At 62.0% G+C, this 23,984-nt stretch carries 21 protein-coding genes; 12 read left to right on the top strand and 9 right to left on the bottom strand.

The features are described from left to right. Positions 1–183 precede the first annotated feature (183 nt). The 5 genes from PPN31114_RS19715 (at position 184) to PPN31114_RS19735 (ending at position 5,222) form a co-directional block, all read left to right on the top strand. Entirely contained in the window at positions 184–960 is a 777-nt protein-coding gene (locus PPN31114_RS19715; protein WP_150681229.1) for an IclR family transcriptional regulator, read from the top strand. Positions 961–986: 26 nt separating this feature from the next. Next, positions 987–2,633 (top strand): OPT/YSL family transporter, encoded by a 1,647-nt coding sequence (locus PPN31114_RS19720; RefSeq protein WP_246182657.1) that lies wholly within the window; start codon positions 987–989, stop codon positions 2,631–2,633. Between the two features lie 48 nt (positions 2,634–2,681). Then, positions 2,682–3,623, top strand: a complete 942-nt coding sequence (locus tag PPN31114_RS19725) for a DUF1177 domain-containing protein (protein WP_150681230.1) — start codon at positions 2,682–2,684, stop codon at positions 3,621–3,623. A gap of 10 nt (positions 3,624–3,633) precedes the next feature. Beyond that, the gene (locus tag PPN31114_RS19730; RefSeq protein WP_150681231.1) at positions 3,634–4,323 is read left to right on the top strand and encodes an AroM family protein; all 690 of its coding nucleotides are present in this window, start codon (positions 3,634–3,636) and stop codon (positions 4,321–4,323) included. 95 nt (positions 4,324–4,418) lie between these two features. Further along, positions 4,419–5,222 carry an alpha/beta fold hydrolase gene (locus PPN31114_RS19735; protein WP_150681232.1) on the top strand — a complete coding sequence of 268 codons (804 nt, stop codon included), beginning with the start codon at positions 4,419–4,421 and terminating at the stop codon, positions 5,220–5,222. Between the two features lie 37 nt (positions 5,223–5,259). Here the strand turns inward: PPN31114_RS19735 and PPN31114_RS19740 are convergent, their stop codons facing one another. Together PPN31114_RS19740 and PPN31114_RS19745 are read right to left on the bottom strand one after the other, a co-directional pair. Beyond that, a complete protein-coding gene (locus tag PPN31114_RS19740; RefSeq protein ID WP_150681233.1) occupies positions 5,260–6,585 on the bottom strand; it encodes an MFS transporter in 1,326 nt (441 codons plus the stop codon). Positions 6,586–6,603: 18 nt separating this feature from the next. Then, positions 6,604–8,013 (bottom strand): dipeptidase, encoded by a 1,410-nt coding sequence (locus PPN31114_RS19745; protein WP_246182658.1) that lies wholly within the window; start codon positions 8,011–8,013, stop codon positions 6,604–6,606. 170 nt (positions 8,014–8,183) lie between these two features. Between PPN31114_RS19745 and PPN31114_RS19750 the strand changes: the two genes are divergently transcribed. Further along, positions 8,184–9,110 (top strand): LysR family transcriptional regulator, encoded by a 927-nt coding sequence (locus PPN31114_RS19750; RefSeq protein WP_150681234.1) that lies wholly within the window; start codon positions 8,184–8,186, stop codon positions 9,108–9,110. Between the two features lie 41 nt (positions 9,111–9,151). Here PPN31114_RS19750 and PPN31114_RS19755 read toward each other — a convergent pair whose 3' ends face one another. From PPN31114_RS19755 to PPN31114_RS19765, 3 genes are all read right to left on the bottom strand, one after another. Beyond that, positions 9,152–10,333 (bottom strand): alpha/beta hydrolase, encoded by a 1,182-nt coding sequence (locus PPN31114_RS19755; protein ID WP_150681235.1) that lies wholly within the window; start codon positions 10,331–10,333, stop codon positions 9,152–9,154. A 148-nt stretch (positions 10,334–10,481) separates the two neighbouring features. After that, the gene (locus PPN31114_RS19760) at positions 10,482–11,873 is read right to left on the bottom strand and encodes an FAD-binding oxidoreductase (protein WP_150681236.1); all 1,392 of its coding nucleotides are present in this window, start codon (positions 11,871–11,873) and stop codon (positions 10,482–10,484) included. Between the two features lie 128 nt (positions 11,874–12,001). After that, positions 12,002–12,214, bottom strand: coding sequence for a DUF1059 domain-containing protein (locus tag PPN31114_RS19765; protein ID WP_150681237.1), 213 nt, complete (start codon positions 12,212–12,214; stop codon positions 12,002–12,004). Positions 12,215–12,461: 247 nt separating this feature from the next. Here PPN31114_RS19765 and acnB point away from each other — a divergent pair, with 247 nt between their 5' ends. Continuing rightward, positions 12,462–15,047, top strand: a complete 2,586-nt coding sequence (gene acnB / locus PPN31114_RS19770) for a bifunctional aconitate hydratase 2/2-methylisocitrate dehydratase (RefSeq protein ID WP_150681238.1) — start codon at positions 12,462–12,464, stop codon at positions 15,045–15,047. Between the two features lie 539 nt (positions 15,048–15,586). Here acnB and PPN31114_RS19780 read toward each other — a convergent pair. Beyond that, the gene (locus PPN31114_RS19780; protein WP_150681239.1) at positions 15,587–17,152 is read right to left on the bottom strand and encodes an MFS transporter; all 1,566 of its coding nucleotides are present in this window, start codon (positions 17,150–17,152) and stop codon (positions 15,587–15,589) included. Between the two features lie 156 nt (positions 17,153–17,308). Here PPN31114_RS19780 and PPN31114_RS19785 point away from each other — a divergent pair, with 156 nt between their 5' ends. Next, on the top strand, positions 17,309–18,214 hold the full coding sequence (locus PPN31114_RS19785) for a LysR family transcriptional regulator (RefSeq protein ID WP_150681240.1): 906 nt from the start codon (positions 17,309–17,311) through the stop codon (positions 18,212–18,214). A 147-nt stretch (positions 18,215–18,361) separates the two neighbouring features. After that, a complete protein-coding gene (locus PPN31114_RS19790; RefSeq protein ID WP_150681241.1) occupies positions 18,362–19,003 on the top strand; it encodes an HD domain-containing protein in 642 nt (213 codons plus the stop codon). A 55-nt stretch (positions 19,004–19,058) separates the two neighbouring features. Here PPN31114_RS19790 and aqpZ read toward each other — a convergent pair whose 3' ends face one another. After that, entirely contained in the window at positions 19,059–19,796 is a 738-nt protein-coding gene (gene aqpZ, locus PPN31114_RS19795; protein ID WP_150681242.1) for an aquaporin Z, read from the bottom strand. 160 nt (positions 19,797–19,956) lie between these two features. Between aqpZ and PPN31114_RS19800 the strand changes: the two genes are divergently transcribed. The 3 genes from PPN31114_RS19800 to PPN31114_RS19810 all read left to right on the top strand — a co-directional run bounded on the left by PPN31114_RS19800 (position 19,957) and on the right by PPN31114_RS19810 (position 22,053). Next, positions 19,957–20,793 carry an AraC family transcriptional regulator gene (locus PPN31114_RS19800; RefSeq protein ID WP_150681243.1) on the top strand — a complete coding sequence of 279 codons (837 nt, stop codon included), beginning with the start codon at positions 19,957–19,959 and terminating at the stop codon, positions 20,791–20,793. A gap of 283 nt (positions 20,794–21,076) precedes the next feature. Further along, positions 21,077–21,598, top strand: coding sequence for a hypothetical protein (locus PPN31114_RS19805; protein ID WP_246182659.1), 522 nt, complete (start codon positions 21,077–21,079; stop codon positions 21,596–21,598). 2 nt (positions 21,599–21,600) lie between these two features. Continuing rightward, complete coding sequence (locus tag PPN31114_RS19810) at positions 21,601–22,053, top strand: DUF2846 domain-containing protein (RefSeq protein WP_370865909.1); 453 nt, start codon at positions 21,601–21,603, stop codon at positions 22,051–22,053. Between the two features lie 41 nt (positions 22,054–22,094). Here PPN31114_RS19810 and mnmH read toward each other — a convergent pair whose 3' ends face one another. Together mnmH and PPN31114_RS19820 are read right to left on the bottom strand one after the other, a co-directional pair. Beyond that, on the bottom strand, positions 22,095–23,213 hold the full coding sequence (gene mnmH / locus PPN31114_RS19815; RefSeq protein WP_174988268.1) for a tRNA 2-selenouridine(34) synthase MnmH: 1,119 nt from the start codon (positions 23,211–23,213) through the stop codon (positions 22,095–22,097). A 104-nt stretch (positions 23,214–23,317) separates the two neighbouring features. After that, positions 23,318–23,977 carry a hypothetical protein gene (locus PPN31114_RS19820; protein ID WP_150681245.1) on the bottom strand — a complete coding sequence of 220 codons (660 nt, stop codon included), beginning with the start codon at positions 23,975–23,977 and terminating at the stop codon, positions 23,318–23,320. Positions 23,978–23,984: the final 7 nt, after the last annotated feature.

Genomic DNA, 23,984 nt, shown 5'->3' on the forward strand with positions numbered 1-23,984 from the left:
GTCGCGCGAATCCACGGGAATTCGGGCGCGTCGCGGAATATCGCGAATTCATCCAAGGGTAAACATCTAGATCGATTTCATTTTGACGCTCGATTTTGCGGCATAGACTGGATCTTATTAAATGGAACTCAGTTCCATTTTATGGAACCGATGGCCCAACCGATCACGTAGCCGCTAACGCAAATGAGCATCTTGGAAACCGCAACGGCCGTGCTGCGCCTGATGGCGACACGACAAGCCGAAGTGACGATGACCGATCTGGTCGATCACCTCGCCATGCCAAAGAGCACCGCCTCGCGCGTGCTGAAACAAATGGCCGACGAGGGCCTGTTGGTTCGCAACGCGACAACGCTGGCTTATCGCCCTTCGCTGCTGTTGCTCGAACTCTCTCATCTGGTGCGCGCATCGACGCCGCTGATCGAAATGTGCGCACAGGCACTCGACGAACTGGGTCAGACATATGGCCACACGGGCTACGTCTCGGTGCTCGACGGTGACGATGTCGTTGTCCTGCGCGTGCGGCCCGGCTCGCAGGCACTGCGCGCCATGACCAACCCGGGGCATCGATTGGCCTCGTGGGCGACCTCCACCGGTCGCTCGCTCCTGGCGCGCGAAACCGATGACCAGATCCGCGCCCGCTTCCCCGACGGCTTGCCGACGTTGCGCGAAAACGGCCAGCCCATCGGCGGCCCCGCCACGCTCGATGCCCTTCTGACGAAACTTCAAACCGTGCGCGAGCGTCGCTACGCGGTGGCAGAGAACGAAGCCCTCTCTGGCGTCTGCTCGGTGGGATGCGCTGTCGCCGATCCCAACAGCGGCGAGTGTTTGTCGTTCTGTATGACTTTTCCCTCCGCGATGCTCCCCGCGGCGGAAATTCAGGCGATTGCGCAGCGCGTGGCCTCCCACGCAGAGCTGATCGGTCGCTCCGTTGGCGATCCGTTCTGGACCTCGCTCCGTTAATCTGCACGCCCTGTCGATCTCTCACCATGAATCCGTCGTCCTCTGCCATGCCGACGCCTCCCGATGCCACGAGCACCGAGGCTCCGCCGCCGCAACATCCGTCGACTTTCTCACCCGCCAATCTGCTGTTGCTCAGCGTCCTGAGCGTCTTCGGCGCCATCATCGGCATCGAACTGCTGGTCAAGCTGGGCGTCACGCCCAACACCGCGATCATTGGGGCGCTGGTCGCCATGATTTGCGCCCGCGTGCCGTTGCGGGCCTTCGCACAGTACCGCTCGATTCACGTGCAGAACCTCGCGCAAAGCGCCATCTCCGCCGCCACATTCGGTGCCGCCAACAGCCTGTTGCTGCCCATCGGCATTCCGTTTTTGATGGGCCGCGCCGACCTTGTGATGCCGATGTTTATCGGCGTCTCACTGGCAATGCTGCTCGACGGCTACATGCTCTACCGCATGTTCGACACCAAGATTTTCCCTGCGACCGGTACGTGGCCGCAGGGCGTCGCGGCGGCTGAAGCGATCAAGGCGGGCGACGTCGGCGGACGTCAGGCACGCGTGCTCGGTGCGGGTCTCGGCATCGGCATGCTCGGCTCGTGGTTCGGCATCCCGATGTCGGCATTCGGTACCGCCTTCATCGGCAACATCTGGGCGCTGACCATGCTCGGCTTCGGCTTTCTACTGCGCGGTTATTCGATGCCGTTGTTCGGTTTCGCTGTCGAGAAGGCCTACATTCCGCACGGCATGATGATCGGCGCGGGCATCGTCGCGCTGCTCCAGATCGTAAGAATGGTCTGGCGCGACCGGCCGGTACGCAGCGCTACCGACAACGCGGCTGAACAGCGCGTAACCAATCCGGCAGGCACCCCCAGCATCCGCCGCTCGTTGCGTTTCGGTGGCGTGGCTTATATCGGCTTGGCGACGCTCGTCGCGTTCGGCGCGGGCCTCTATGCCGACATGTCGCCAGGCATGTTGATCCTGTTCATCGTGTATGCCGCGTTCGCCGCGTTCGTGCATGAATTGATCGTCGGCATTGCCGCGATGCACTCGGGCTGGTTCCCGGCGTTTGCCGTCGCGCTCATCACGCTGCTGATCGGCATGTTGATCGGCTTCCCGCCAGCGGCGCTCGTGGTGCTGTGCGGCTTTTCAGCCGCTACCGGCCCGGCCTTTGCCGACATGGGCTACGACTTGCGTGCAGGGTTCATCCTGCGCGGTCACGGCAGTGATCCGGCCTTCGAACTCGCGGGCCGCCGACAACAGTTGATGGCCGCGATGCTCGCCTTCGTCATCGCGATTCCGGTCGTCTACTTCGCCCATTCGAGCTTCTTCGCCAACGGGCAAGTGCCGCCTGTGGCGGCGGTCTACGTGTCCACGATCAAAGCCGGCGTGGCACCTGGCGTCCTGCACTCCCTGATGCTCTGGGCCATTGCGGGCGCTGCGCTGCAATTCATCGGCGGCCCCAAGCGCCAACTCGGCGTGCTGTTCTCCACGGGCCTGCTCATCGCCAACCCCGCTGCCGGATGGGCTGTGCTCGTCGGGATCGCCTTGCGCTTCGTCATCGAGCGCACCACTGGCGAGCGCACACGCAACACGATGGAAGTCTTCGCCGCCGGGATCATCGCAGGCGACGCCATCTTCAGTTTCGGCAGTTCGTTAATCCGCTCGCGCACGCATTGAGATTGAAGCTGCGCGATGCCCGCTCACCCATTTCCCTAGATTGTCATCATGAGCTTTAGCCAAACACTCCAAGTCTTCGAAGCCTTCGACAGCGCCCATGCGTCGGGCCAAACCGTGGTCGACCTGCTCGCGCCCTATGCATCGCAGGGTGTCACTGTCGATGTCCTGAAAATCGAAGGCCAGAAAGGTGCGACCGATTTCGTCAAGATTTGCATCCCCGGCACCGCTGGCAAGCGCGCCGGTGGCACGGCCCCAAGCCTCGGCATCGTCGGCCGTCTGGGCGGCATCGGTGCCCGGCCGTCGCGCATCGGCTTGGTGTCTGACGCCGACGGCGCCATCGCGGCTGTCGCCGCCGCGCTCAAGCTCGCCCATATGCGCACCCAGGGCGACGCCCTTGTCGGTGACGTTTTCATCACGACGCATATTTGCCCCAACGCCCCGACGCGCCCGCACGAACCCGTCGATTTCATGGACTCCCCGATCGACACGGAAGATGTGAACGCCCACGAAGTGTGGGACGAGATGGACGCGGTGCTCTCCCTCGACACCACCAAGGGCAACCGCATCATCAACCACAAGGGCTATGCGATCTCGCCGACGGTCAAAGAGGGCTACATCCTGCGCGTCTCGGAAGACCTGCTGCGCATTATGGAAATGACGAGCGGTCGGCCCGCTGTCACGTTCCCGATAACCACGCAGGACATCACGCCTTACGGCAACGGCGTCTATCACCTGAACAGCATCATGCAGCCGTCGATCGCTACCCGTGCCCCGGTGGTTGGCGTCGCGATCACCACCGAGAGCGTCGTGCCCGGCTGCGGCACGGGAGCCAGCCATGAAGCGGATATCGCACTCACGGTGAAGTTTGCCGTCGAGGTCGCCAAGGAATTTGGCCGGGGCACGTGTCAGTTCTACGACACCGAGGACTATGCGCGGCTGATCGCGTTGTACGGCTCGCTGGCCCACCTCTCGAAGCGCCAACCCAAATGAGGCACTGCCGATGAGCCAGCCAAAACTGGGGACGCTGACGATCGGGCAAGCGCCGCGCGCCGACATCACGCCGATTCTCGACGCCTATCTGCCCGCCCACGTGCCAGTCGTCCACATGGGCGTGCTCGACGGACTGGACCGCGCCACCATCGGGCGCGCCTTCGCACCGCAAGCGGGCAATGGCGTATTGATTTCGCGTCTGCTCAGCGGCGACTCCGTGGAACTCGACAAGCCCGCGATTCAGCGAGCGTTGCAGGCAAAACTCGACGCGCTTGAAGCGCAGGGCTGCACGGTCATCCTGATTCTGTGCACGGGGGAATTCGAAGGCCTTGCGTGCCGCCACGCTTGGCTCGTGGAACCAGACCGCCTCGTTCCACCAGCGGCCGCAGCCCTTGCCGGTGAACGTCAGGTCGGCATCGTCGTGCCGCTCGCCGGGCAGATCGAGAGCGAGTTTCACAAGTGGGGTGCGTTGCAGCGCCCGCCGATCTGCGCGGCGGCGTCGCCGTATGCCGCGGGTGCCGAGGGCGATGAAGCCCTCGCCAACGCCGCACTCGCCTTGCGCGAACAGGGCGCACAGATGCTGGTGCTCGATTGCATGGGTTTCGTCGAGCGCCATCGCGAGATTGCGCGCGCGGCGTCCAACCTGCCCGTAGTGTTGTCCAACACGCTCGTCGCGCGATTGACTGCGACGTTGATGTAAGGCGACAACACCGCCCCCGAGGGAAATATTCGTCCGTTATCATCGGATCGCTTCAGATCGCATCCGATCGAATTGACACCCTCGAGGGGGCAACCATGCGTCTGCCTAACGCCAAACTCGCCAAACTCGCCAAACTCGCGATACTTTGGGTCATCGCGCTCGTCCTGCCTGTCTTTGCGCGCGCTGCCGACGGCTTTGTCCACATCGATACGGGACGCGCTGACGCCTACGTTCCGGTGTACGCGATGGAGAAGCCCAACGCCACCGCGACAGTCATCCTGCTGCCCGGCGGTGACTCGGGTACGGGCCGCCTCAGCAACGGTCAGCCCGGCAGCATGAACTTCCTTGTGCGTTCCCGGCAGTTGTTTGCCGACGAGGGCTTCAACGTGCTGGTGATGTTCCGGGCGAGCGACCTGCGAACGCTGGATTTCCCCGAGCGCATCAGCAGCGAGCACGTGAAGGAAATCAGCAACGTGATCGACTATGCGCCCCAGACGTTCGGCAAACCGGTCTGGCTCGTAGGCACCAGCCGCGGCACCGTCTCGGCCACAGCGGCCGCCATCGCGCTCGGCAAAGCGCATATTGCGGGCTTGGTGTTGACGTCCAGTGTCACCAATCGAAAGGTCGGCGCGATTGGTGCACAGGACATTGAAAAGATCGTCATGCCCACGCTGGTGCTTCACCACAAGTTCGATGCTTGCCCGATCTGCGTGCCGAGTCAGGCCGAAGCCCTCATCGGCGAGCTAAAGAACGCCCCCGCGAAGAAGTTCATCCTTGTTGACGGCGGCGGGCCACCGAAGGGCGACCCGTGCGAAGCCCAGCATTGGCACGGCTACCCCAACGTCGAGCCACAAACCGTCCACTTGATCGCCGACTGGATCCGCAATCCCAGCAACTGACCGGCAACTGACCGGCAACTGACCGGCAACGCACGATTCACGCCGCATAGCCTCCGAGTTTTCCATTCCCCTCCATCTCGGGCGCGGGCCGAATCATTAGCAGCGAGAACGTCGAGAGAATCAGACAAAGCGTTGTGGCCACCGCTGGCGACGATCGGTCGCCTGTGACGTGAATCAGCCAAACCGCGACCAGTTGCGTGAGTCCACCGAAGATGGCGACGCCGAAGCTATACACCGCCCCGGTAGCCGTAGCCCGCATCGAGCGGGGAAACAGTTCGGGAATCAGCGTGACCGACGGCGCGCCCTGAAGCGTGTACACGAAGCTCAGGCCAACGATGATCACGAACAGACGGAATACACTCGGCCCGCTGCTGAGCCACATGTACGCCGGATACAAGATCCCGATCAGCACCAGACGCGAGAGCAAGATCGGCTTCATGCGGCCATAGGCATCAGCAATCTTCCCTGCAATCGGCGACACGACAGCCAGTATCAAGCCCGATGCCATCGCACACGCGTACGACGCCGACTCGTCGAGTTTCAACTCCCGAATCGCGTACGTCGGCAAGAAAAAGATCAGCATGTACGCCGTCACCACACCGCCCATGACCAGCAAAATCCCAGCAAAGAGATTGCGCCGCTGCGTGCGCAACAAGTCGCCCAGCGGCGAATGCTCGGGCGTGACCTCACCGTCCGAGGACTGCGGCTCCATCGCCCCCAACTGACGCCGAATGACAATACCAGCGGGCAGAATCAACGCGCCCAGCAGGAACGGCACGCGCCATCCCCACGAGTACAGCGCTTCGGGCGAAAGAAAGTGCGAGAGCGCCGCCGCCATCGCCGCACCGGCGCAGATCCCCATGCCTTGGCTCGCAAGCTGCCAGCTCGTATAGAAGGCACGCGCGCCTTTCGGGGCATGCTCAAGCATCACCGTCGTAGCAGGGCCGACTTCACCGCCCGCCGAAAAGCCTTGGATCAGACGCGCCAAAACCATGATGATCGGTGCGGCAATACCGATATCGGCATATGTGGGTGCCAGCCCCGCCATACAAACGCCCAGCGCCATCAGCGAGAGCGTGAGCGTCATCGCGGCGCGCCGTCCAGCCCGATCGGCGTAGATGCCAATGACGATGCCGCCAATCGGCCGCATCACGAAGCCCACACCGAACGTGGCGACCGCCGACATCAGTTGCCCGTCCGCGCTCAGTGGTGAAAAGAACAAATGGCCGATCACGATCGAAAAGAATCCGAATACCGTGAAATCGAAAAACTCCATCGCGTTGCCGATCGTCGTCGCCACCAACAACCGGGTGCGCGTGGTGCGCGCGGGCGGAAGTGCCGCCGTGTTCCGTGCCTCTCTCATGTCCGTCTCCTGACGTTCTTATCGTTGTCGAGCGCTTTCAGTGTGGAAGGCCGGAATCTCGTAGCGGCCCAGTTCGTCGAGCAGAAGCGACCAGCCGCGAAGCCCTTCACCGATCGAGCGGAGGCGGAAAAACTCATTCGGTGCGTGCACATCTTCGTCGGGCAGGTTGTAGCCGAACATGAGCGTTTCGATCCCCAGCATCGATTTGAAAATCGCGGTGATCGGCACACTTGCACCAAGCCGCACCTGTATCGGCTCGCGGCCCGTCTCGTTGCGCAGCACCGTTTGCGTGGCGCGCACCAGCGGATGCCACGACGGCAACGATGAAGCCGGAGCCCCGTTATGTTGATGGAGAATTTCGAGCGACACGCCCTCAGGACAATGGCGACGCAGGTGCTGCACGACGTGCCCGAGAACATCCTTCGACTGCTGCCCCTCGACCAATCGCACCGTGAGCTTTGCCGTCGCGACGTTGGGAATGATCGTCTTGCCGCCCTGCCCGGTGTAGCCGCCCCACATCCCGTTCACATCGAGCGCCGGACGCAGCGTCACCTGTTCGCGCAGCGTGAAGCCCGGCTCACCGTGATGGCTGGCGGCCACGTCGGCAATGAACGCGTTTTCATCGAACGGAAATGCCGCGGTGTCGGATCGTTGCAGCGATGTCGGCGTCTTGGCATCGGCGTAAAAGCCCTCGACGGCGACCGCGCCATCGCTATCGTGAAGCGAACTCACGAGTCTCGCCATCTCGTGCAGCGCGTTGCGCACGCATCCGCCATATCGCCCGGAGTGCAAATCTTTCACCGCCGTCTGAATACGAAACTCCAACTGCCCGTTGCCGCGTGCGCCGGTGTTGATGGTCGGCACGACGGCGCTCGCGCGGCCACCATCGGCAGACAGCACCGCATCCACGCTGAGCAACTCGCGATGTCGCGTGATGATTTCCGCGAGCGTCGGGCTCCCGGTTTCTTCCTCGCCTTCGAGAAAAACCTTCACGTTGACCGGGCAGCCACCGGCCACGGCTAGAAATGCCGCGACAACCTCCAGCGCAATGCTGGTTGGCCCTTTCACATCGGACGCGCCACGCGCAAACAGGCAACCGTCGCGCTCGGTCGGCTCGAACGGCGGACTCTTCCAAAGCTCGATAGGGTCTTCGGGCTGCACGTCGTAATGCCCGTAGATCAGCACTGTCGGCTTGCCGGGCGCGCCGAGCCATTCGCCATAGACGGCAGGTTCGCCGCCGCCGTCCAATTCACGAATATTGGCCAGACCGATGTCGCTCAAGCGAGCGGCGAGATATTGCCGTGCATGCGCCATGTGCACGCCGAATGCCGGATCGGGGCTGACGCTCGGGATGCGCAGATAAGTCTTCAGGCGCGACAAAATCGCATCGTGTTCGGTTTCAAGGAATTCCAGTACGCGTTGGACCACGGGTGTCTCCATCGATGAATGATCGGCTTCGCAGGCCGCTAAGTGATGGCTCATGTTAGGAACCCAAAAACCATGTGTCCAATGCATTATTTTTGTAATTTTAATTACATTTCCTGATACCAGTCTGAGAGAATGACGCAACGCATCCCGCCCTCGCACTGGATTTCGCGATGAACTTGCATCACCTTGAACACTTTCTGGCGTTGGTCGAGACAGGCTCCTTCAGCAGAGCGTCGGAGGCACTCCATCTCACGCAGCCCGCCTTGAGCCGCAGCATCCAGATGCTTGAGCAGGAACTCGGGGTGCGGTTGATCGACCGCATTGGGAAGCGCAACGAACTCACACCGTTTGGCGTGTTGGTGGCAGAGCGGGCGCGCAAGATCGTGTCGGACTCGGTCGACTTGAAGCACACCGCTCAGTTGCTCGTGCAGGGCGATGGCGGAACGGTTCGTCTCGGGTTGGGATCAGCGCCCAATGCGATGTTCGCCGGGCCATTGCTGTCGTACATGCTGCGTGACTATCCGCACGTGGGCATTCACCTGTCGACAGGCAGCCCGGAAGCACAGCTCGCAGCGCTGCGCGAACGCACGTTCGATGCGCTGCTGGTGCACTCGCGTGCCATCGCGCCGCAGGAAGACCTTCACGTCCAGTTACTTGGCAGCGTGCAGTCAGGCTTCTTGTGTCGGCGCGGTCATCCGTTGTCGAAGCGACGCAAGGTGGAGTTTGCCGATCTGATGCAGTACCCGGTGGTGGGGACCATGCTCAGTGACGAGATTTCGCGCGAACTCGTGCAGCGTTTCGGTCCCGATGCGCATCCTGCGCATTTGCTGCGTGCGTCGTCTGACTCGGTTGCTGCGCTGATCGAAACAGTGCTGACAACAGACGCCGTTTTCTTCGGCGTCATCGCGACAGCGCGTGCGTGGCTGAACAGCGGCGATATCTCGGTCGTGCCCCTCGATCTACCAGAGGCCGCCAGCGCACAGTACGCGTTCATCACGCTGGAGGGGCGCACGCAGTCTCCCGTGCTCGAGACGGTCCGTCAGTTCTGCTTCGACCTAGCACTGGGCGAGTCGAAGCAGAGCCCCGTCTCTCGATAGCCTCCCCCGCTTGCCGTGGGCGACGACAACCTGACGCAGGGTTACCGTGCCGCAGGCATCAACGTATTGCGCGTGCGGCAGACCACCTTGGCGCTGTTGGCGTCTCCGCCGACGGTCCAATAGCCGTTCGCCCAGCGCCACTTGTCACCGGATCGCGCTGGCGTATTGCGCAGCATTAGGTTCTTGATGTCCGTGAGCAGGGGAAGCGTCTCGGCAAAGTAGGCATGCGAGGGGAAGTCGTCCGGCAGGTTCGACACCACGTTGTCGATGCCGGGAACGATCACTTGAGGCGCCGTCCCGCATCCGACCCGCGGATAGTCGTGAACATGGCTCGATGCCGCCACCGCAAAATCGTACGGCGACAGATAAACCGTCGTCCTGTCCGCCACCTTCAAGTAATTGGGCCCAAGTTGGGCAAACAGATCCCGGTCGACATCGGCCGCAGCGAGAATGATCTGGCCGAATCGAATCCCCCGATCCGACGACACCGCATTCACCCCGGACGCAATCACGCGCAGCAACGCCCGGTTCCCCATGCTGTGCGCCACGATGTGAATCTTTCGCCCATGCGCCGCCTGCGCAACCGTATTCAGGAACGAACGGAAATAGACTTCGCTGGCATCGACGGTGGCCTCGTCGAAGGTGTACTTGATGACATCGCTTCGCGCCGCCCACGAAAACATGAACATGTTGTTCGCGGGGATATCCAGATCCGCCCCCAGTTGCGCCGCGCGCAATGCCGCAGCGTTGAACGAGTTGTTGTAGCCGTGGATGAACACCACGACATACCCGTTCTCAGGCCCGGTGACCGGCTGAAGCGCGCGTTGCGCAAGGGCAAGGAATTGCGCTTCGCTTTGGACCGACTCGAATCGGCTCACGGTTAGCTTTGGATCCGTCCCCATCACCGTCCCGAGCGTGGAGCCCAACGACCCCGTCCGGTGGTTCTTGGGGATGGTCACGAAAACGCGGCCATAGTGCAGCGCCTCATCCCGATCGTCGGAAAAGCCCGCCCCGGCGGGCAATGCCTTTCGCGTCGTACCGAACATGACCGGATAGTCGAACGTCTGCGCCGTCGGTCCTGTCTTGAGCGGTATTTCGCCCGTTGTCGGCGGCAGATAGCCCACCGCACTTAGTGTTTTGTCGGTCGTTACTCCCGGTAACGTACATGCCGCAAGCAGCAGCGCGCTCGTCAACACCCCGCCAAGCCCCCAACCCCGTTTCATAGCAGCCTCCCCCGATGCGTTGTTCTAATGACAGCTTACGTGGATAGTGCAGTCCAACAAATTCCGCGCAACGCTACCGCATCTTTCGCACCGCCGCTACTGGGGCAGACATCGACGACGCCCCCGCCCGAGCCCTCCGCTTCGAGCGCTACACACCAGCAGGCTTGATGTTCTGGTTGTGGTGGAACAGGTTGTGCGGGTCATACCGGGTTTTCGCCGCTACGAGACGCTCGTAGTTCGGGCCATAGGCTGCGCCGACCCGCTCCGCTTCGTCCTGCGTGAGGAAATTGACGTAAGCGCTACCCAGTGCAAAAGGCGCCGCCGCGTCGAAGAACGCGCGTGCCCACGCGATGCAGCGCGCATCGTCGCCCGGGTCTTCCCAGCGCCCGTGCACGTTCATGACATATTGGGTACTCCGGCTCGGGTAAGCCGTAGCCTCCTCCGTATAGCGGCTGGCTTGCCCTCCAATCTGTCCAAAGAAAATTTCGCATTGCGGCGACGGCAGCCTGCCGATCGCGTCGATCAATACGTCCAGCAGTCCGTCCGGCAAGTCGGCGAGATTGTGCGACTTCCAGTAATTGCGCGCACCCGGGGTCAACAGCGGATCGAACGCCTGTTGCCACATGGCGTACGGCATCGGGCCGAGGTGCTCGCCATACGGGGTGCCGAAGTGGCGCACCGCCTCGAGCGCCGCCGGGCCGTCTTCAAGGGCACCGGTGTAACAGCTCGCAAACGCGACCATCGGCTTGCCGTGGACCTCCTCTGGCAGAAACGGCAACGGCGGTGCAAGGCGCAACACCGCCCATACGGAAAGCTCGTCTGGCATATCGCGCGCGGCGACGCGATAGCGTTGGAGTGCATCTTTCGCCTCCGCCAACGGCAACACCACCAGCCCGCCGTACACTTCGGGACCGACACGGTGCAGCGCAAACTCGAACATCGTGACGACGCCGAAATTGCCACCGCCGCCGCGAATCGCCCAGAAGAGGTCCTCATGCGCATCGGCGGCGGTGTGCACCAGTTCCCCGGCGGCAGTCACGACATCCGCCGACACGAGATTATCGACGGTCATGCCGTATTTCCGGGTCAGCCAGCCGAACCCGCCGCCGAGCGTCAAACCCGACACGCCGGTGGTCGAGTTGATACCGAGCGGTGTCGCGAGGCCGAACGCCTGTGCCTCGTGGTCGAAATCGCGCAGCGTGGCACCCGGTTCGACAAAGGCTCGACGCGCTGCCGGATCGACGCGCACGGACTTCATTGGCGACAAGTCGATCATCAGCCCGTCGTCGCACGCCGCCGTGCCTGCGATGTTGTGCGCGCCGCCACGCACGGCGAGCGGCAAGTGGTTTTCGCGTGCGAAATTCACGGCGCAGCGAACGTCAGCGACGCCCGCGCAGCGTGCGATCACGGCCGGATGGCGGTCGATCATCGCATTCCAAAGCCGTCGTGACGAATCGAAATCGGGGTCGCCGGGCAGCAACACCCGGCCTCTGACGGACGCGCTTAGCGCGCCGATGGCTTCGGTAGATAACTTAGCCATAAGACACCTCATGCTGTGTGGCCCAGGCCTGAGGCAATCGCAGGGAGACTCGATAAATCTCTAAGGTTTTGCCCGCTTAAAAAGGGGCGCGACTGTGGGTGTCGTCTTGGGTGACTGTGTGACGCTATTTAACCGCGCGGCGGTGCTTCGACGGGCGGGGTGCCGTCGTGGAAAAGTGTTTTCAATTGCGAGCGCAACTCCGGCGAATCGGTGTGCTTGTGAACCGTGATCGCGTGCTGCACGGCAGCCTCCAACAGTTCACCTTCAGAATCGGCACACAGGGCGACCGAGCAGTTCGTTTCGCTCGGGAATTCCCGGCAATCGATGTATTTTCGGGCCATGACTCTCTCCTCCTTCTTGCGAACAAAGTCGCTTAAAAAGTATAGGTCGCAGGTGCCCAGCATGTGGCTTCGCCACGGAACACAGTGGTGTCCAGACGGTCAGTGTTGCTTTTCAACTCTTATATAAGACATAAGACATTTGACCTTATGAGTCGTGGGGACTAAAATCGCGGACAAAGTACTGCCCGGAACACCCTTGGAGGCTCACAAGGTCTCCCCCCGAAACTCAATACCAGCAGGTCCCCAAATGCTTGAAAACTTTCGTGCTCACGTGGCCGAACGCGCCGCACTCGGTATTCCCCCCCTGCCGCTGTCGGCGCAACAGACCGCCGAACTGGTGGAACTGCTGACGAACCCGCCCGCAGGTGAAGAACAAACGCTGGTCGACCTGATCACGCACCGCGTGCCCGCCGGCGTCGACGAAGCCGCCCGCGTGAAGGCCGGCTTCCTGGCCGCCGTGGCCAAGGGCCAGACCGCTTGCTCGCTGATCTCGCGCGCCCGTGCCACCGAACTGCTCGGCACGATGCTCGGCGGCTATAACATCGCCCCGCTCATCGAACTGCTCGCCGACGCCGAAGTGGGCACCGTTGCCGCCGACGCGCTGAAGAAAACCCTGCTGATGTTCGATCAGTTCCACGACGTCAAGGAACTGGCCGACAAGGGCAACGCCAACGCAAAGGCCGTGCTGCAAAGCTGGGCCGACGCCGAATGGTTCACCAGCCGTCCGGAAGTGCCGCAAAGCCTGACGATCACCGTTTTCAAGGTCACGGGCGAAACCAACACCGACGACCTGTCGCCGGCCCCGGATGCGACCACGCGCCCGGACATCCCGATGCACGCGCTCGCGATGCTCAAGAACGCTCGCCCCGGCATCACCCCGGAAGAAGACGGCAAGCGCGGCCCGATCAAGTTCATTGAATCGCTGAAGGAAAAGGGCCATCTGGTCGCCTACGTGGGCGATGTGGTCGGTACTGGCTCGTCGCGTAAGTCGGCGACCAACTCGGTGCTGTGGTTCACGGGCGAAGACATCCCGTTCGTGCCGAACAAGCGTTTCGGTGGCGTGTGTCTGGGCAGCAAGATCGCTCCGATCTTCTACAACACGATGGAAGATGCCGGCGCCCTGCCGATCGAACTCGACGTGTCGCAGATGGAAATGGGCGACGTGGTTGAGCTGCGCCCGTACGACGGCAAAGCCCTCAAGAACGGCGAAGTCATCGCTGAATTCCAAGTCAAGTCGGACGTGCTGTTCGACGAAGTGCGCGCCGGTGGCCGTATTCCCCTGATCATCGGCCGAGGCCTGACCGCCAAGGCGCGTGAAGCGCTGGGTCTGGCCCCGTCGACGCTGTTCCGCCTGCCGCAGCAGCCGGTCAACAGCGGCCGTGGCTTCTCGCTGGCACAGAAGATGGTTGGCCGCGCTTGCGGTCTGCCGGAAGGTCAAGGCGTGCGTCCGGGCACGTACTGCGAACCGAAGATGACCTCGGTCGGCTCGCAAGACACCACGGGCCCGATGACCCGTGACGAACTGAAGGATCTGGCCTGCCTGGGCTTCTCGGCCGACCTCGTCATGCAGTCGTTCTGCCACACCGCCGCTTATCCGAAGCCGGTGGACGTGAAGACGCACCACACCCTGCCGAACTTCATCAGCAACCGCGGCGGTATCTCGCTGCGCCCGGGCGACGGCGTGATCCACTCGTGGCTCAACCGCATGCTGCTGCCCGACACGGTGGGCACGGGCGGCGACTCGCACACCCGTTTCCCGATCGGCATCAGCTTCCCGGCAGGCTCGGGTCTGGTCGCCTTCGCGGCAGCTACCGGCACGATGCCGCTGGACATGCCGGAATCGGTGCTGGTCCGCTTCAAGGGCAAGATGCAGCCGGGCGTGACGCTGCGCGATCTGGTCAACGCCATTCCGCTGTACGCCATCAAGCAAGGCATGCTGACGGTGGCCAAGCAAGGCAAGAAGAACATCTTCTCGGGCCGTATTCTCGAAATCGAAGGCCTGCCCGATCTGAAGGTCGAGCAAGCGTTCGAATTGTCGGACGCCTCGGCTGAGCGTTCGGCCGCCGGTTGCACGGTTCACCTGAACAAGGATCCGATCATCGAGTACATCAACAGCAATATCACGCTGCTGAAGTGGATGATCGCCGAGGGTTACCAAGACCCGCGCAGCCTGCAACGCCGTATCGCTGGCATGGAGCAATGGCTGGCCGACCCGCAACTGCTGTCGCCGGATGCCGACGCTGAATACGCTGCCGTGATCGAGATCGATCTGGCCGACATCCATGAGCCGATCGTGGCCTGCCCGAACGACCCGGATGATGTGAAGACGCTGTCGGACGTGGCTGGCGCCAAGATCGACGAAGTATTCATCGGCTCGTGCATGACCAACATTGGCCACTTCCGCGCCGCGTCGAAGCTGCTCGAAGGCAAGCGCGACATCCCGGTGAAGCTGTGGGTGGCCCCGCCGACCAAGATGGACCAGAAGCAACTGACCGAAGAAGGCCACTACGGCGTGTTCGGCACGGCCGGTGCCCGCACCGAAATGCCGGGCTGCTCGCTGTGCATGGGTAACCAGGCACAAGTGCGCGAAGGTGCCACGGTCATGTCGACGTCGACCCGTAACTTCCCGAACCGTCTGGGCAAGAACACGAACGTGTACCTTGGCTCGGCGGAACTGGCCGCTATCTGCTCGCGTCTGGGCAAGATTCCGAGCAAGGAAGAGTACATGGCCGACATGGGCGTGCTCACGGCCAACAGCGACAAGATCTATCAGTACATGAACTTCGATCAAATCGCTGACTTCAAGGAAGTCGCCGACACCGTCAAGGCGTAAGCCTGCGGTGAGGTTACGGCAGGTCGGTTCTGACCGGTTCTGCCGTTACTTCGCGTAAAAAAGCGCCCCGAGTGAAATGCTCGGGGCGCTTTTTTATTGATTGGCCAATGAACGAAATAAAGAAGGAAAAGAGAAGCGGCGTCATTAAATATCGAAAACTCGGCGTATTATTTCCCAATTTTCGATAAGGACTACGATGCGTCTTAGCCTTTTATTGGTCATGGCGTTTTTCACGGTGACTGCCAATGCGACGAACTATCCATGCTCCGGAAAGAAGGGCGGCATCGATCATTGTGTCGGCGAACAGTTCCTTTGCAGAGATGGGTCGATAAGTGCATCGAAACGCATTTGCAATGATTCAAGCGCTCGCGCGCTATCGTTGACCGCAAAGCCGCTGTCACCGACCGTCGATAACGAATGCAATTGTCGCAGCGGAAAGTTTTGTACCGGTCCGCGAGGCGGTACTTTTTGCTATTCCGACAACGGAAGCAAGTCGTACTTTCGAAAGTGAGCCGATAGTTCGTGGGCACCAGCTCTGCCTACAAACCCGGCGGATGCGCCTCCCCTTCAAGCGCCCGCTTCGGCTGTAGCGACCCCGCGCCGAACGCCACCGCACTCAATGCGGCCATCGCCCACGCGCCGATCACGCCGTACCACATCACCACGCCGAAACCGTGCACGAGCGCCGCGTGAACGATGGCACCGTTCGGGTCGGCAACGGCCAGTGCAGCATTCCCTTGCGCGAGTTGATCGAGATTGCCCGCGGCAACCTTCTCGGCAAGCCAGCGCAGCGATAGCGCATCGGTCGACGCTGGCAACGCACGCGTGAGATAAGCACTCACCCCTTCGAGCAACACGAAGCCCATCACCGCGATGTTGATGGCCAGACTGATCAATCGCGCACTCATGTCGATGCCAGACGCCATGCCAGCACGGTTCGAGGACACGGCCCCCGTTGCCGTGTTCGTCACCGGCGTGTTGGTCATTCCCAGCCCTGCCCCGCACAACACGCATCCCGGCAACACTGTGAGCCAACTGGCATGCGCCATATCGATGCCGAAACGCATCAACAAGAAACCAAGACCGATCGTGAACATCCCCAGCGGAATCACCCGATGTGCGCCGATGCGAAGCGCCAGACGTTCGGCAAACGGCGGCACCACGAGCGTCGGCACGGTATACGCCAGCAGCGATAACCCGGTGTTCACGCTGCTGTAGCCGAGCGCGCCTTGAAAGTAGATCGGCAGATAAACGATGAACGGCCAGTAGCTGAAATTCATCCCCATCGAGCCAAACATCGCACCGGAAAAGGCACGAATACGGAAGACCGAAAAGTCGAACATCGGCCGGGGATTGCGCTTCTCGACGATAAGAAACGCGATGAAACTCAACACCGTTGCCGCGATGATGCTCAACCCCGTGGGGCTGTTAAAACCAAAGTCTGGCCCCTGCGTGATGTAGTAGACGAGGCCGAACGTCGAGAGCGACAACGTCACGATGCCCGGCACATCTAGATGCTCGGCATGCGGGTCGCGCGACTCCTGCACACCTGCAAAGACGAGGCCGAGCGCCACCATCGCAATCACCACGTGGATGAGAAAGACCCACTGCCAACTGGACACCGCAACGATCAAACCGCCGACGATGGGGCCAAACCCCAGCCCGCTGCCGAAGACGATCCCCCAAGCACCGAACGCCCGGCTGCGCTCACGCCCCTCGCGAAATTGGTGCGACAACACCGCCACCATACAAATCAACATCGCGCCGCCGCCCACGCCTTGCAGAAAGCGGCTGACGATCAACACAGAGGCGCTTTGCGCCAATCCGCAGATAAGCGACGTCACCGCGAACACCACGATGCTGGCCACATAAACACGTCGGCGCCCGAAGCGGTCGGCCAGCGTGCCCGTCGCCATCAGGACGGTGGTACAGGCCAGCGTGTAGGCGTTCATGATCCATTGCAGGGCCTTGAAGTCCGCGTGCAACACGCTCTCAAGGGTGGGGAGGACCGTCGGCACGCTCGAAATTTCTAGGCCGAACATCAGCGATGTCAGGCATATCGCAGCGAGCGCGAGGTGGTTCTTGGAAGTTCGAGAGGCAGTCATGGGTATCGCGAAAAGAAGTGTTGGCCCGTGGGCGCCATTCGCAACCGAAGCACAACAACGGGTGCTCGACAGTTGCGTCTTGGCTGTACTATATCGGGAACAAGATTCCCCATTGCTGACAGTTTTTCCCATAAATTGCGACCACAAGGACCGAATATGTCGATCAATCTCGACGGCGTCGCCGTCTTCGTTCAAGTGGTCGAGGCAGGCAGCTTCACGCTGGCAGCCGAGCGGCTGAACCTCACACGCTCGGCCATCGGCAAGGTCATTACGCGCCTCGAAGACCGGTTGGGGGCGCGCTTGCTCCACCGCACCACGCGCAGTCAAACCCTCACGGAAGCCGGGCAGGCCTATTACGATCGATGCGTGCGCGCGCTTGCAGAACTCGAAGCGGGTGAAGCCGAGCTAGACAGCGGCCACGGCGAGCCGCGCGGGCGTTTGCGCGTGAGTGCGCCCATTGCCTTCGGCCATCACTGCGTGGCGCCGGTGCTGTTCGACCTCGCGCGCCAGCACCCCGAACTTCAGATCGATATCTCCTTCACCGACCGGGCCGTCGATCTCGTGGAAGAGAACATCGACCTTGCGGTCCGCATTGGCGAGCTTCGCGACAGCACGAGCCTTGCGGCGCGGCGTCTGGGCATTCAGGACGTGAGCATCGGCGGCTCGCCCGCCTATTTGGCGAAGCACGGCAGCCCTGTCGATATCGACGACTTTGCCGGGCATGCGGGCGTGATGTATTCCCGGGCGGGCGTTGTGAGCACTTGGCGCATGTACGACGCGCAAGGCGTGGAGCGTGAGTTGCAGATCAAGCCGCAACTCAGTCTCGACGATGTGCAGGCGATTGCTGGCGCGGGGGTTGCCGGTCTGGGGCTGGTGCAGTTGCCGTGCTGGTTGATGGCACGCTACGTCGCCTCGGGTGAGCTGGTAGCGCTAAGGGAGCGATGCGGCGTGCGGCCGCTGGCGATCCATGCGGTGTGGCCGAAAACGCCTTATATGCCGCTGAAAACGCGCTGTGCGATCGACGCGCTGGTGGCAAATCTTCCGAAGATCGACCTCGACTGAACACATCGGCATTCGCGCTCGGCGCACCCACGCGCTGGCCGACATGAACACGTATCTGGCGGAAACGGGCACCGCGCGCCGGTGGCGATGCGAAGCGCCGCTGTCCAGAATGGAACTGTTCGATTCGTTCCCTTCTGGAGGTCTCTTATGTCTGCCGCCATTGCCGGTATTGCCGTTCCCGATAGCCAGTTCGCCCGTGAAATTACCGAGATTGTTCGCGACACGGCGTCGCCCTTGCTGTTCCACCACTCAAGCCGAGTGTTCTATTTCGCTGCGCTCGCCGGTCAGCATCGCGGGCTGAAGTTCGACCCCGAACTGCTGTACTGCGGCTGCATGTTTCACGACATGGGGCTCACGCACCAACACAGCAGCGCCTGCGAGCGATTCGAAGTCGACGGTGCCAATGCCGCCAGCGATTTCCTCAAGAGCAAAGGTATTTCGCAACAGGATATCGACCTCGTGTGGACCGCCATTGCACTGCACACCACCCCCGGCATTCCGCAGCACATGCACCCGTTGATCGCGCTGGTCACGGCGGGCGTCGAAATGGATGTACTGGGCTTGACCTATCCCGAGTACACCGACGTCGAGCGCGAAGCCGTCGTGCATGCGCATCCGCGCACGGCGCATTTCAAGGAAGACATCATTCAGGCGTTCTACGACGGCATCAAGCACAAGCCGGAAACGACGTTCGGTAACGTCAAGGCCGATGTGCTGGCCGACAAAGACCCGCATTTCCATCGCGGCAATTTCTGTAGCGTGATTCGCAATTCCGCGTGGATTGGCTGAAACTCAGGCGGGCAGCCTCGCTGCCCGCATGTTGTTTGATACGTCCGATACGTTCTTATCGGGCGTTTGACATCAGCCCGCCTCGGCCCCGGCGGTTCGCCGACTCAGCCGTGCGCAAGCCACGCGACACTGCGCCGCCAATAACGCCGCCAAGCAACGGCATCAGCCAGAACATCCACAGTTGCTCTATTGCCCAGCCGCCCTGAAAAATCGCTGCGGCGGTGCTACGCGCGGGGTTCACCGACGTGTTGGTGACCGGAATCGAGATCAGGTGAATCAGGGTGAGCGCCAAGCCGATCGCAATCGGGGCCACTGCCGCTAGCGACGGGCGCGACACGACGCCGTTGATGATCACCACGAACACTGCCGTGAGCACCAGTTCGATCAACAAGCACGCGGCCAGCGCAAATTTTCCTGGCGAATGCGCCCCGTACCCATTCGATGCGAAGCCCGACGCTGCGGCGTCGAAGCCGGGCAGCCCGCTTGCAATGACGAACAGCACGCCCGCCGCGACGACGCCACCAACGACCTGTGCCACCACATAAGGCGCAATGCGATTGGCCGGGAACAATCCACCCGCCCACTGCCCCAGCGTCACAGCCGGGTTGAAATGCCCGCCGGAGATATGACCGACGGCGTATGCCATGGTCAGCACGCTCAAGCCAAATGCCAGCGCGACGCCAGCAAAGCCGATACCCAATTGCGGAAACGCGGCCGCCAGCACGGCACTGCCACAGCCGCCAAACACCAGCCAGAACGTCCCGATACCTTCCGCCAACATAGGTCGCATCATGATGCCTCCGATGAAAAGAGGCGCGATGTTACGGCTGCGTAGGGAACGTCATTGCATAAAAGCCAAAAAACCGTGAAAAATCCTACAAGCGCGAAGCCTGATCCCAAAACAGCAAAATCGGCAAACCGCCCGTGGATACATTGCTCATCAAGGAGCGCATATGAAGAAACCCGAGACCCGCATTCGATACGCCGAACGCATGGAGCCCGTGCTGCAATGGCTGGCCAGTCATCCCGACACCGCCCCCGATCTTTACCAATTGGCGGATTTGGCCTGCTTGTCGCCGTACCACTTTCACCGCATCTATCGCGCCTTGATGGGCGAGACGGTGAACGGCACCGTGCAACGCATTCGGATGCACCGCGCAGCCGTCGCGCTGGCAGGGTCGGAGGATTCCGTGCGTGTTGTGGCATCGCGTGCCGGCTATGCGTCGGACGCCGCCTTCAACCGGGCCTTCGGGGCGTTCTTCGGCATGCCGCCGGGACGCTACCGCGATGCTCGCTCCGGACCCCTCGACCCTAAGGAGCTAAGCATGTATCCCATCAGCATCGAATCGTTTCCCGCCACGACGCTCGCCGTGCTCAAGCACGCAGGCGACTATCAAGAGATTGGCCCGGTCTTCGTGCGCGCTTTCATGCTCGCCGGGGCACTCGGACTGGCCCGCCCGGAAGCGACCGGTTTCGGTGTGTATTTCGACGACCCGGAACAAGTGCCCACCGACCAGTTGCGCTCGCTGGCGGGCATGTCGGTGGCTCCCGATGCCGACGTCGGCCGCGACCTCGAGCGCTTCGACATTCCTGCCGGACGCTGCGCGATTCTGACCTATACCGGGCCCTACAACGAGATGAGCAAGCCCTACAGCTGGCTTTTCTCCGAATGGCTGCCGAACAGTGGCCTGGAACCGGCGGACTTTCCGATGTTCGAGCAGTATCTCAACGACCCGCGTACCACCCCGGCGGCCGAATTGCAGACGCGCATCTGCCTGCCGGTGAAGTGAGGCCATCAGCCGACCATGGCGCCGAATGCCGGTGATCGCTGGCATTCGGCGGCTATTTTCGTCAAGTCTGTCTCGAAAATACATCGCAACCCGAAGCAACTACGCCTCTCCCACTTCACGAGAATCGAATCCGGACGTAATATCGCGTTCGGGATTCGACGTCACGCCGACAGGTCCACGCATCAAGTCAATTCGGGGACGATGCGCTGCCTGCCAAGAAATCAAAAGTGATGTTCAGGCAACCTTAGGCCGACACGTCCAATACCGATGCCGTAAGTAGTCCTTGCAGTCGCCCGGCGCGATGCTGGGTAAAACGATAACAACAGCGTCAGATAACGGCTTCACAAAAAACATGGCACACATTTCATCAGGCTCGCGCGCCAGCGCGCCGCCTGCGGCTTCGTCGCGCCTGCGCGCACGCACCGCAATCACAGCATTCACGGTAGCGATGGGCCTCACATTGGGCGGGTGTGCAAGCGTTGCGACAACGCCCGCGACGCTCACCCGCATCTCACTCGATAACGCCCGCTTATTCGCGCTGCAAGCGCCGGTCACGTTCAAGCTCGACACAGGTTACGAGCGCGTCCTGCCCAAGGACTCGGTCTGGAAAGAGGCCGGCAGCGTCACGCAGGGCAGCGTCTATCGTCCGGTCGGCCGCATTCTGACGGTCGAAGGCAGTCAGGTTCACGAGGCGTGGCTCGTCGTGAAGGATGAGAAGCTCGTGGGCTTCTATCTGCCGGGCGAAACCACCTACTCACCGCTTTCCACCGTTGTTTCTCTTAACCTCAAAGAAAAATCACAATGAACATCAAGCAAGTCTCGCGCATCGTTCTCGCCGGCATGGCCGCCACGTTTTTCCTCGCGGGCTGTGCCTCCGGCCCGAAGCGCGCCGAAATGGCCGCTGCCATCCCGACGATCAAGACCGGCGAAGGCCGCGTCTATTTCTATCGCTCGTCCACGCCGATCGGCGCGGCAGTGCAACCCGACATTCGCTTGAATGATGAAGTGGTCGGCACGTCGAAGCCGGGCGGCTTCTTCTTCGTCGATCGTCCGGCAGGTCAGTACAAGGCCTCCGCGTCGACCGAAACGGAAAAGACGCTCAGCTTTGCGCTCGACTCGGGTGAAACGAAGTACGTGCGCAGCTCGGTGACGTGGGGCCTGATGGTCGGCCACGTGGTGTTGGAACTCGAACAGCCGGAGCAAGGTGAAGCCGCGCTGGAATCGGCGAGCTACACGGGTACCGTCGCTCAGTCGAAGTAAGCGGTCGAAGTCGGCCGCAAGGAATGACGTTAGCCGACAGGTCAGTGATGCGTGTCGGCTGACGTGAGGTGATCGGTGCCCTGTGCACCGGTTGCCTCGTCGCTCGCCTCACCGGTCCCCACGCAGGCCAGCAGGGCCTGCGCCTGCGCCCGCAAGTCGGGCACCAACGGCTCGAAGGCAAAAGGCATCGCGCGCGGCGGGCCATTCAGCATCTTGCGCGAACTGCGTGAATAGGCCGGATCATAGTGCTTCGTTACAAGCACTTCGAACAACTCGCGCCGACGTTGCGCATCGAGTAAGTCGAGCCACTCCCCCACCACCGCATGCCCGTGCAACGGCACCAGCTTGAGCAACTGCGCGCGGAAATAAGCCGGTTGCGCGAAGAGGTGTCCGTAATCCTCCAGCAGCAGATCGACACGCATCTCGTGCGGCGTACGGACTTCGACACATGTCGTGCCGCGCAATGACGTCATCAGCGACTCAGGCAACGAAATCAGCCCGATGCGACGGCTCTCCGCTTCGACGAACACGGGACGCTGCGCATCGAACGCACGCAATGTGCCAACCAGCGCGGTGTCGAACGATTTTTGCGACGGCTGCGGGGCATCTGGCATCGCCCCAAGCAACGACCCGCGATGCATTGCCAAGCGCTCAAGATCAAGCGTTTGCGCTCCGATGTCCGCGAGCGCATGCAGCAAGCGCGTCTTGCCGGTGCCCGTATGCCCTGCCAGCACCACGTACTTCAACGTCGGCGGCAAGGTGTCGAGCGAGGCCACGACATCGCGGCGGTAAGCCTTGTAGCCGCCATCGAGTTGTCGCGCGCGCCAGCCGATCAGGTTCATCCAGACAGTCATCGACCCCGAGCGCTTGCCGCCACGCCAGCAGTACACCAGCGGGCGCCAGTTGCGGGGCCGGTCGGCAAAGGTGGTTTCGAGATGGGCGGCGATGTTGCGCGCGACCATGGCGGCCCCAACGCGGGTGGCTTCGAACGGCGACACCTGCTTGTACATCGTGCCGACGATGGCGCGCTCCTCGTTGCTCAGCACCGGCGCGTTGATCGCCCCCGGCATATGGTCTTCCGCAAACTCCAATGGCGTGCGCACATCGATGATTTCGTCGAAATCACCGGCTTTTTCGAGGGGAACGAGAAGATTGATCAAGGAAGCGGAACCCGGCCGCAATGCAGTAAAAAAGAGGAATTGGGCGAATTATGGCACGCGCGCCGTCCCGCTTCGCCGTGCCTGCCTTATTCCCCCTATTTCACCTATTCCGCCCGGCTTGGCTCGGCAGCCCCGGCGGCGAACTTCCCGCATTGGGTGCCGTAAGGTGTGCGCGAAGTCGCTTGCGTGTACTGGCTCGTCAACCCCGCGCGCACCTTGGCAGCACGGTCGATAACACGCGTGGCCGCTTCGGCATCACCCATACCGCCCAGCGCCAGCGCGTAATCGTCGAGCAGTTCCGCATAAGCAAACGGCGCATGTCGCACCGCCTGCGTCCGGTCGAGCGAGCCAAGCGCCCGCGAAAAGTTGTTCGCCGATTGCGCAAACTGACGCTGAGCAAGGGCCAGGCGGCCCAGCTCGACAAGGGCCGGATACCGGTATTGCCCGGTGAGAATATCGAGGTCGTAGGCCAGGCTCAGTTCGCGCTCGGCTTCGGTGTAGTAGCACGTCACGCCCAGCGCCCGGCCGTAGTCGTAATGCATGGCAGCGCGCTGCGACGCGGGCCAGCCGGTCTGGTCGGCCACCAACACCGCTTGCCCGAAGTTGCGGCGTGCATCGTCCCAATCGCCGCGCACTTCGGCTGCGCCGCCGAGTGCCGCGTAATCGGGGCCAGCGGGTTTCGCCACCGGTGTGCTGCACCCAGCAAGGCTCAGCACGCCGCCAAGGGCACCCGCCATCGCCAGCCACGTCAGAGATCGCATCATCGGGTCG

Origin of the sequence: Pandoraea pneumonica, assembly GCF_902459645.1 — a bacterium.
GTDB lineage: Bacteria > Pseudomonadota > Gammaproteobacteria > Burkholderiales > Burkholderiaceae > Pandoraea > Pandoraea pneumonica.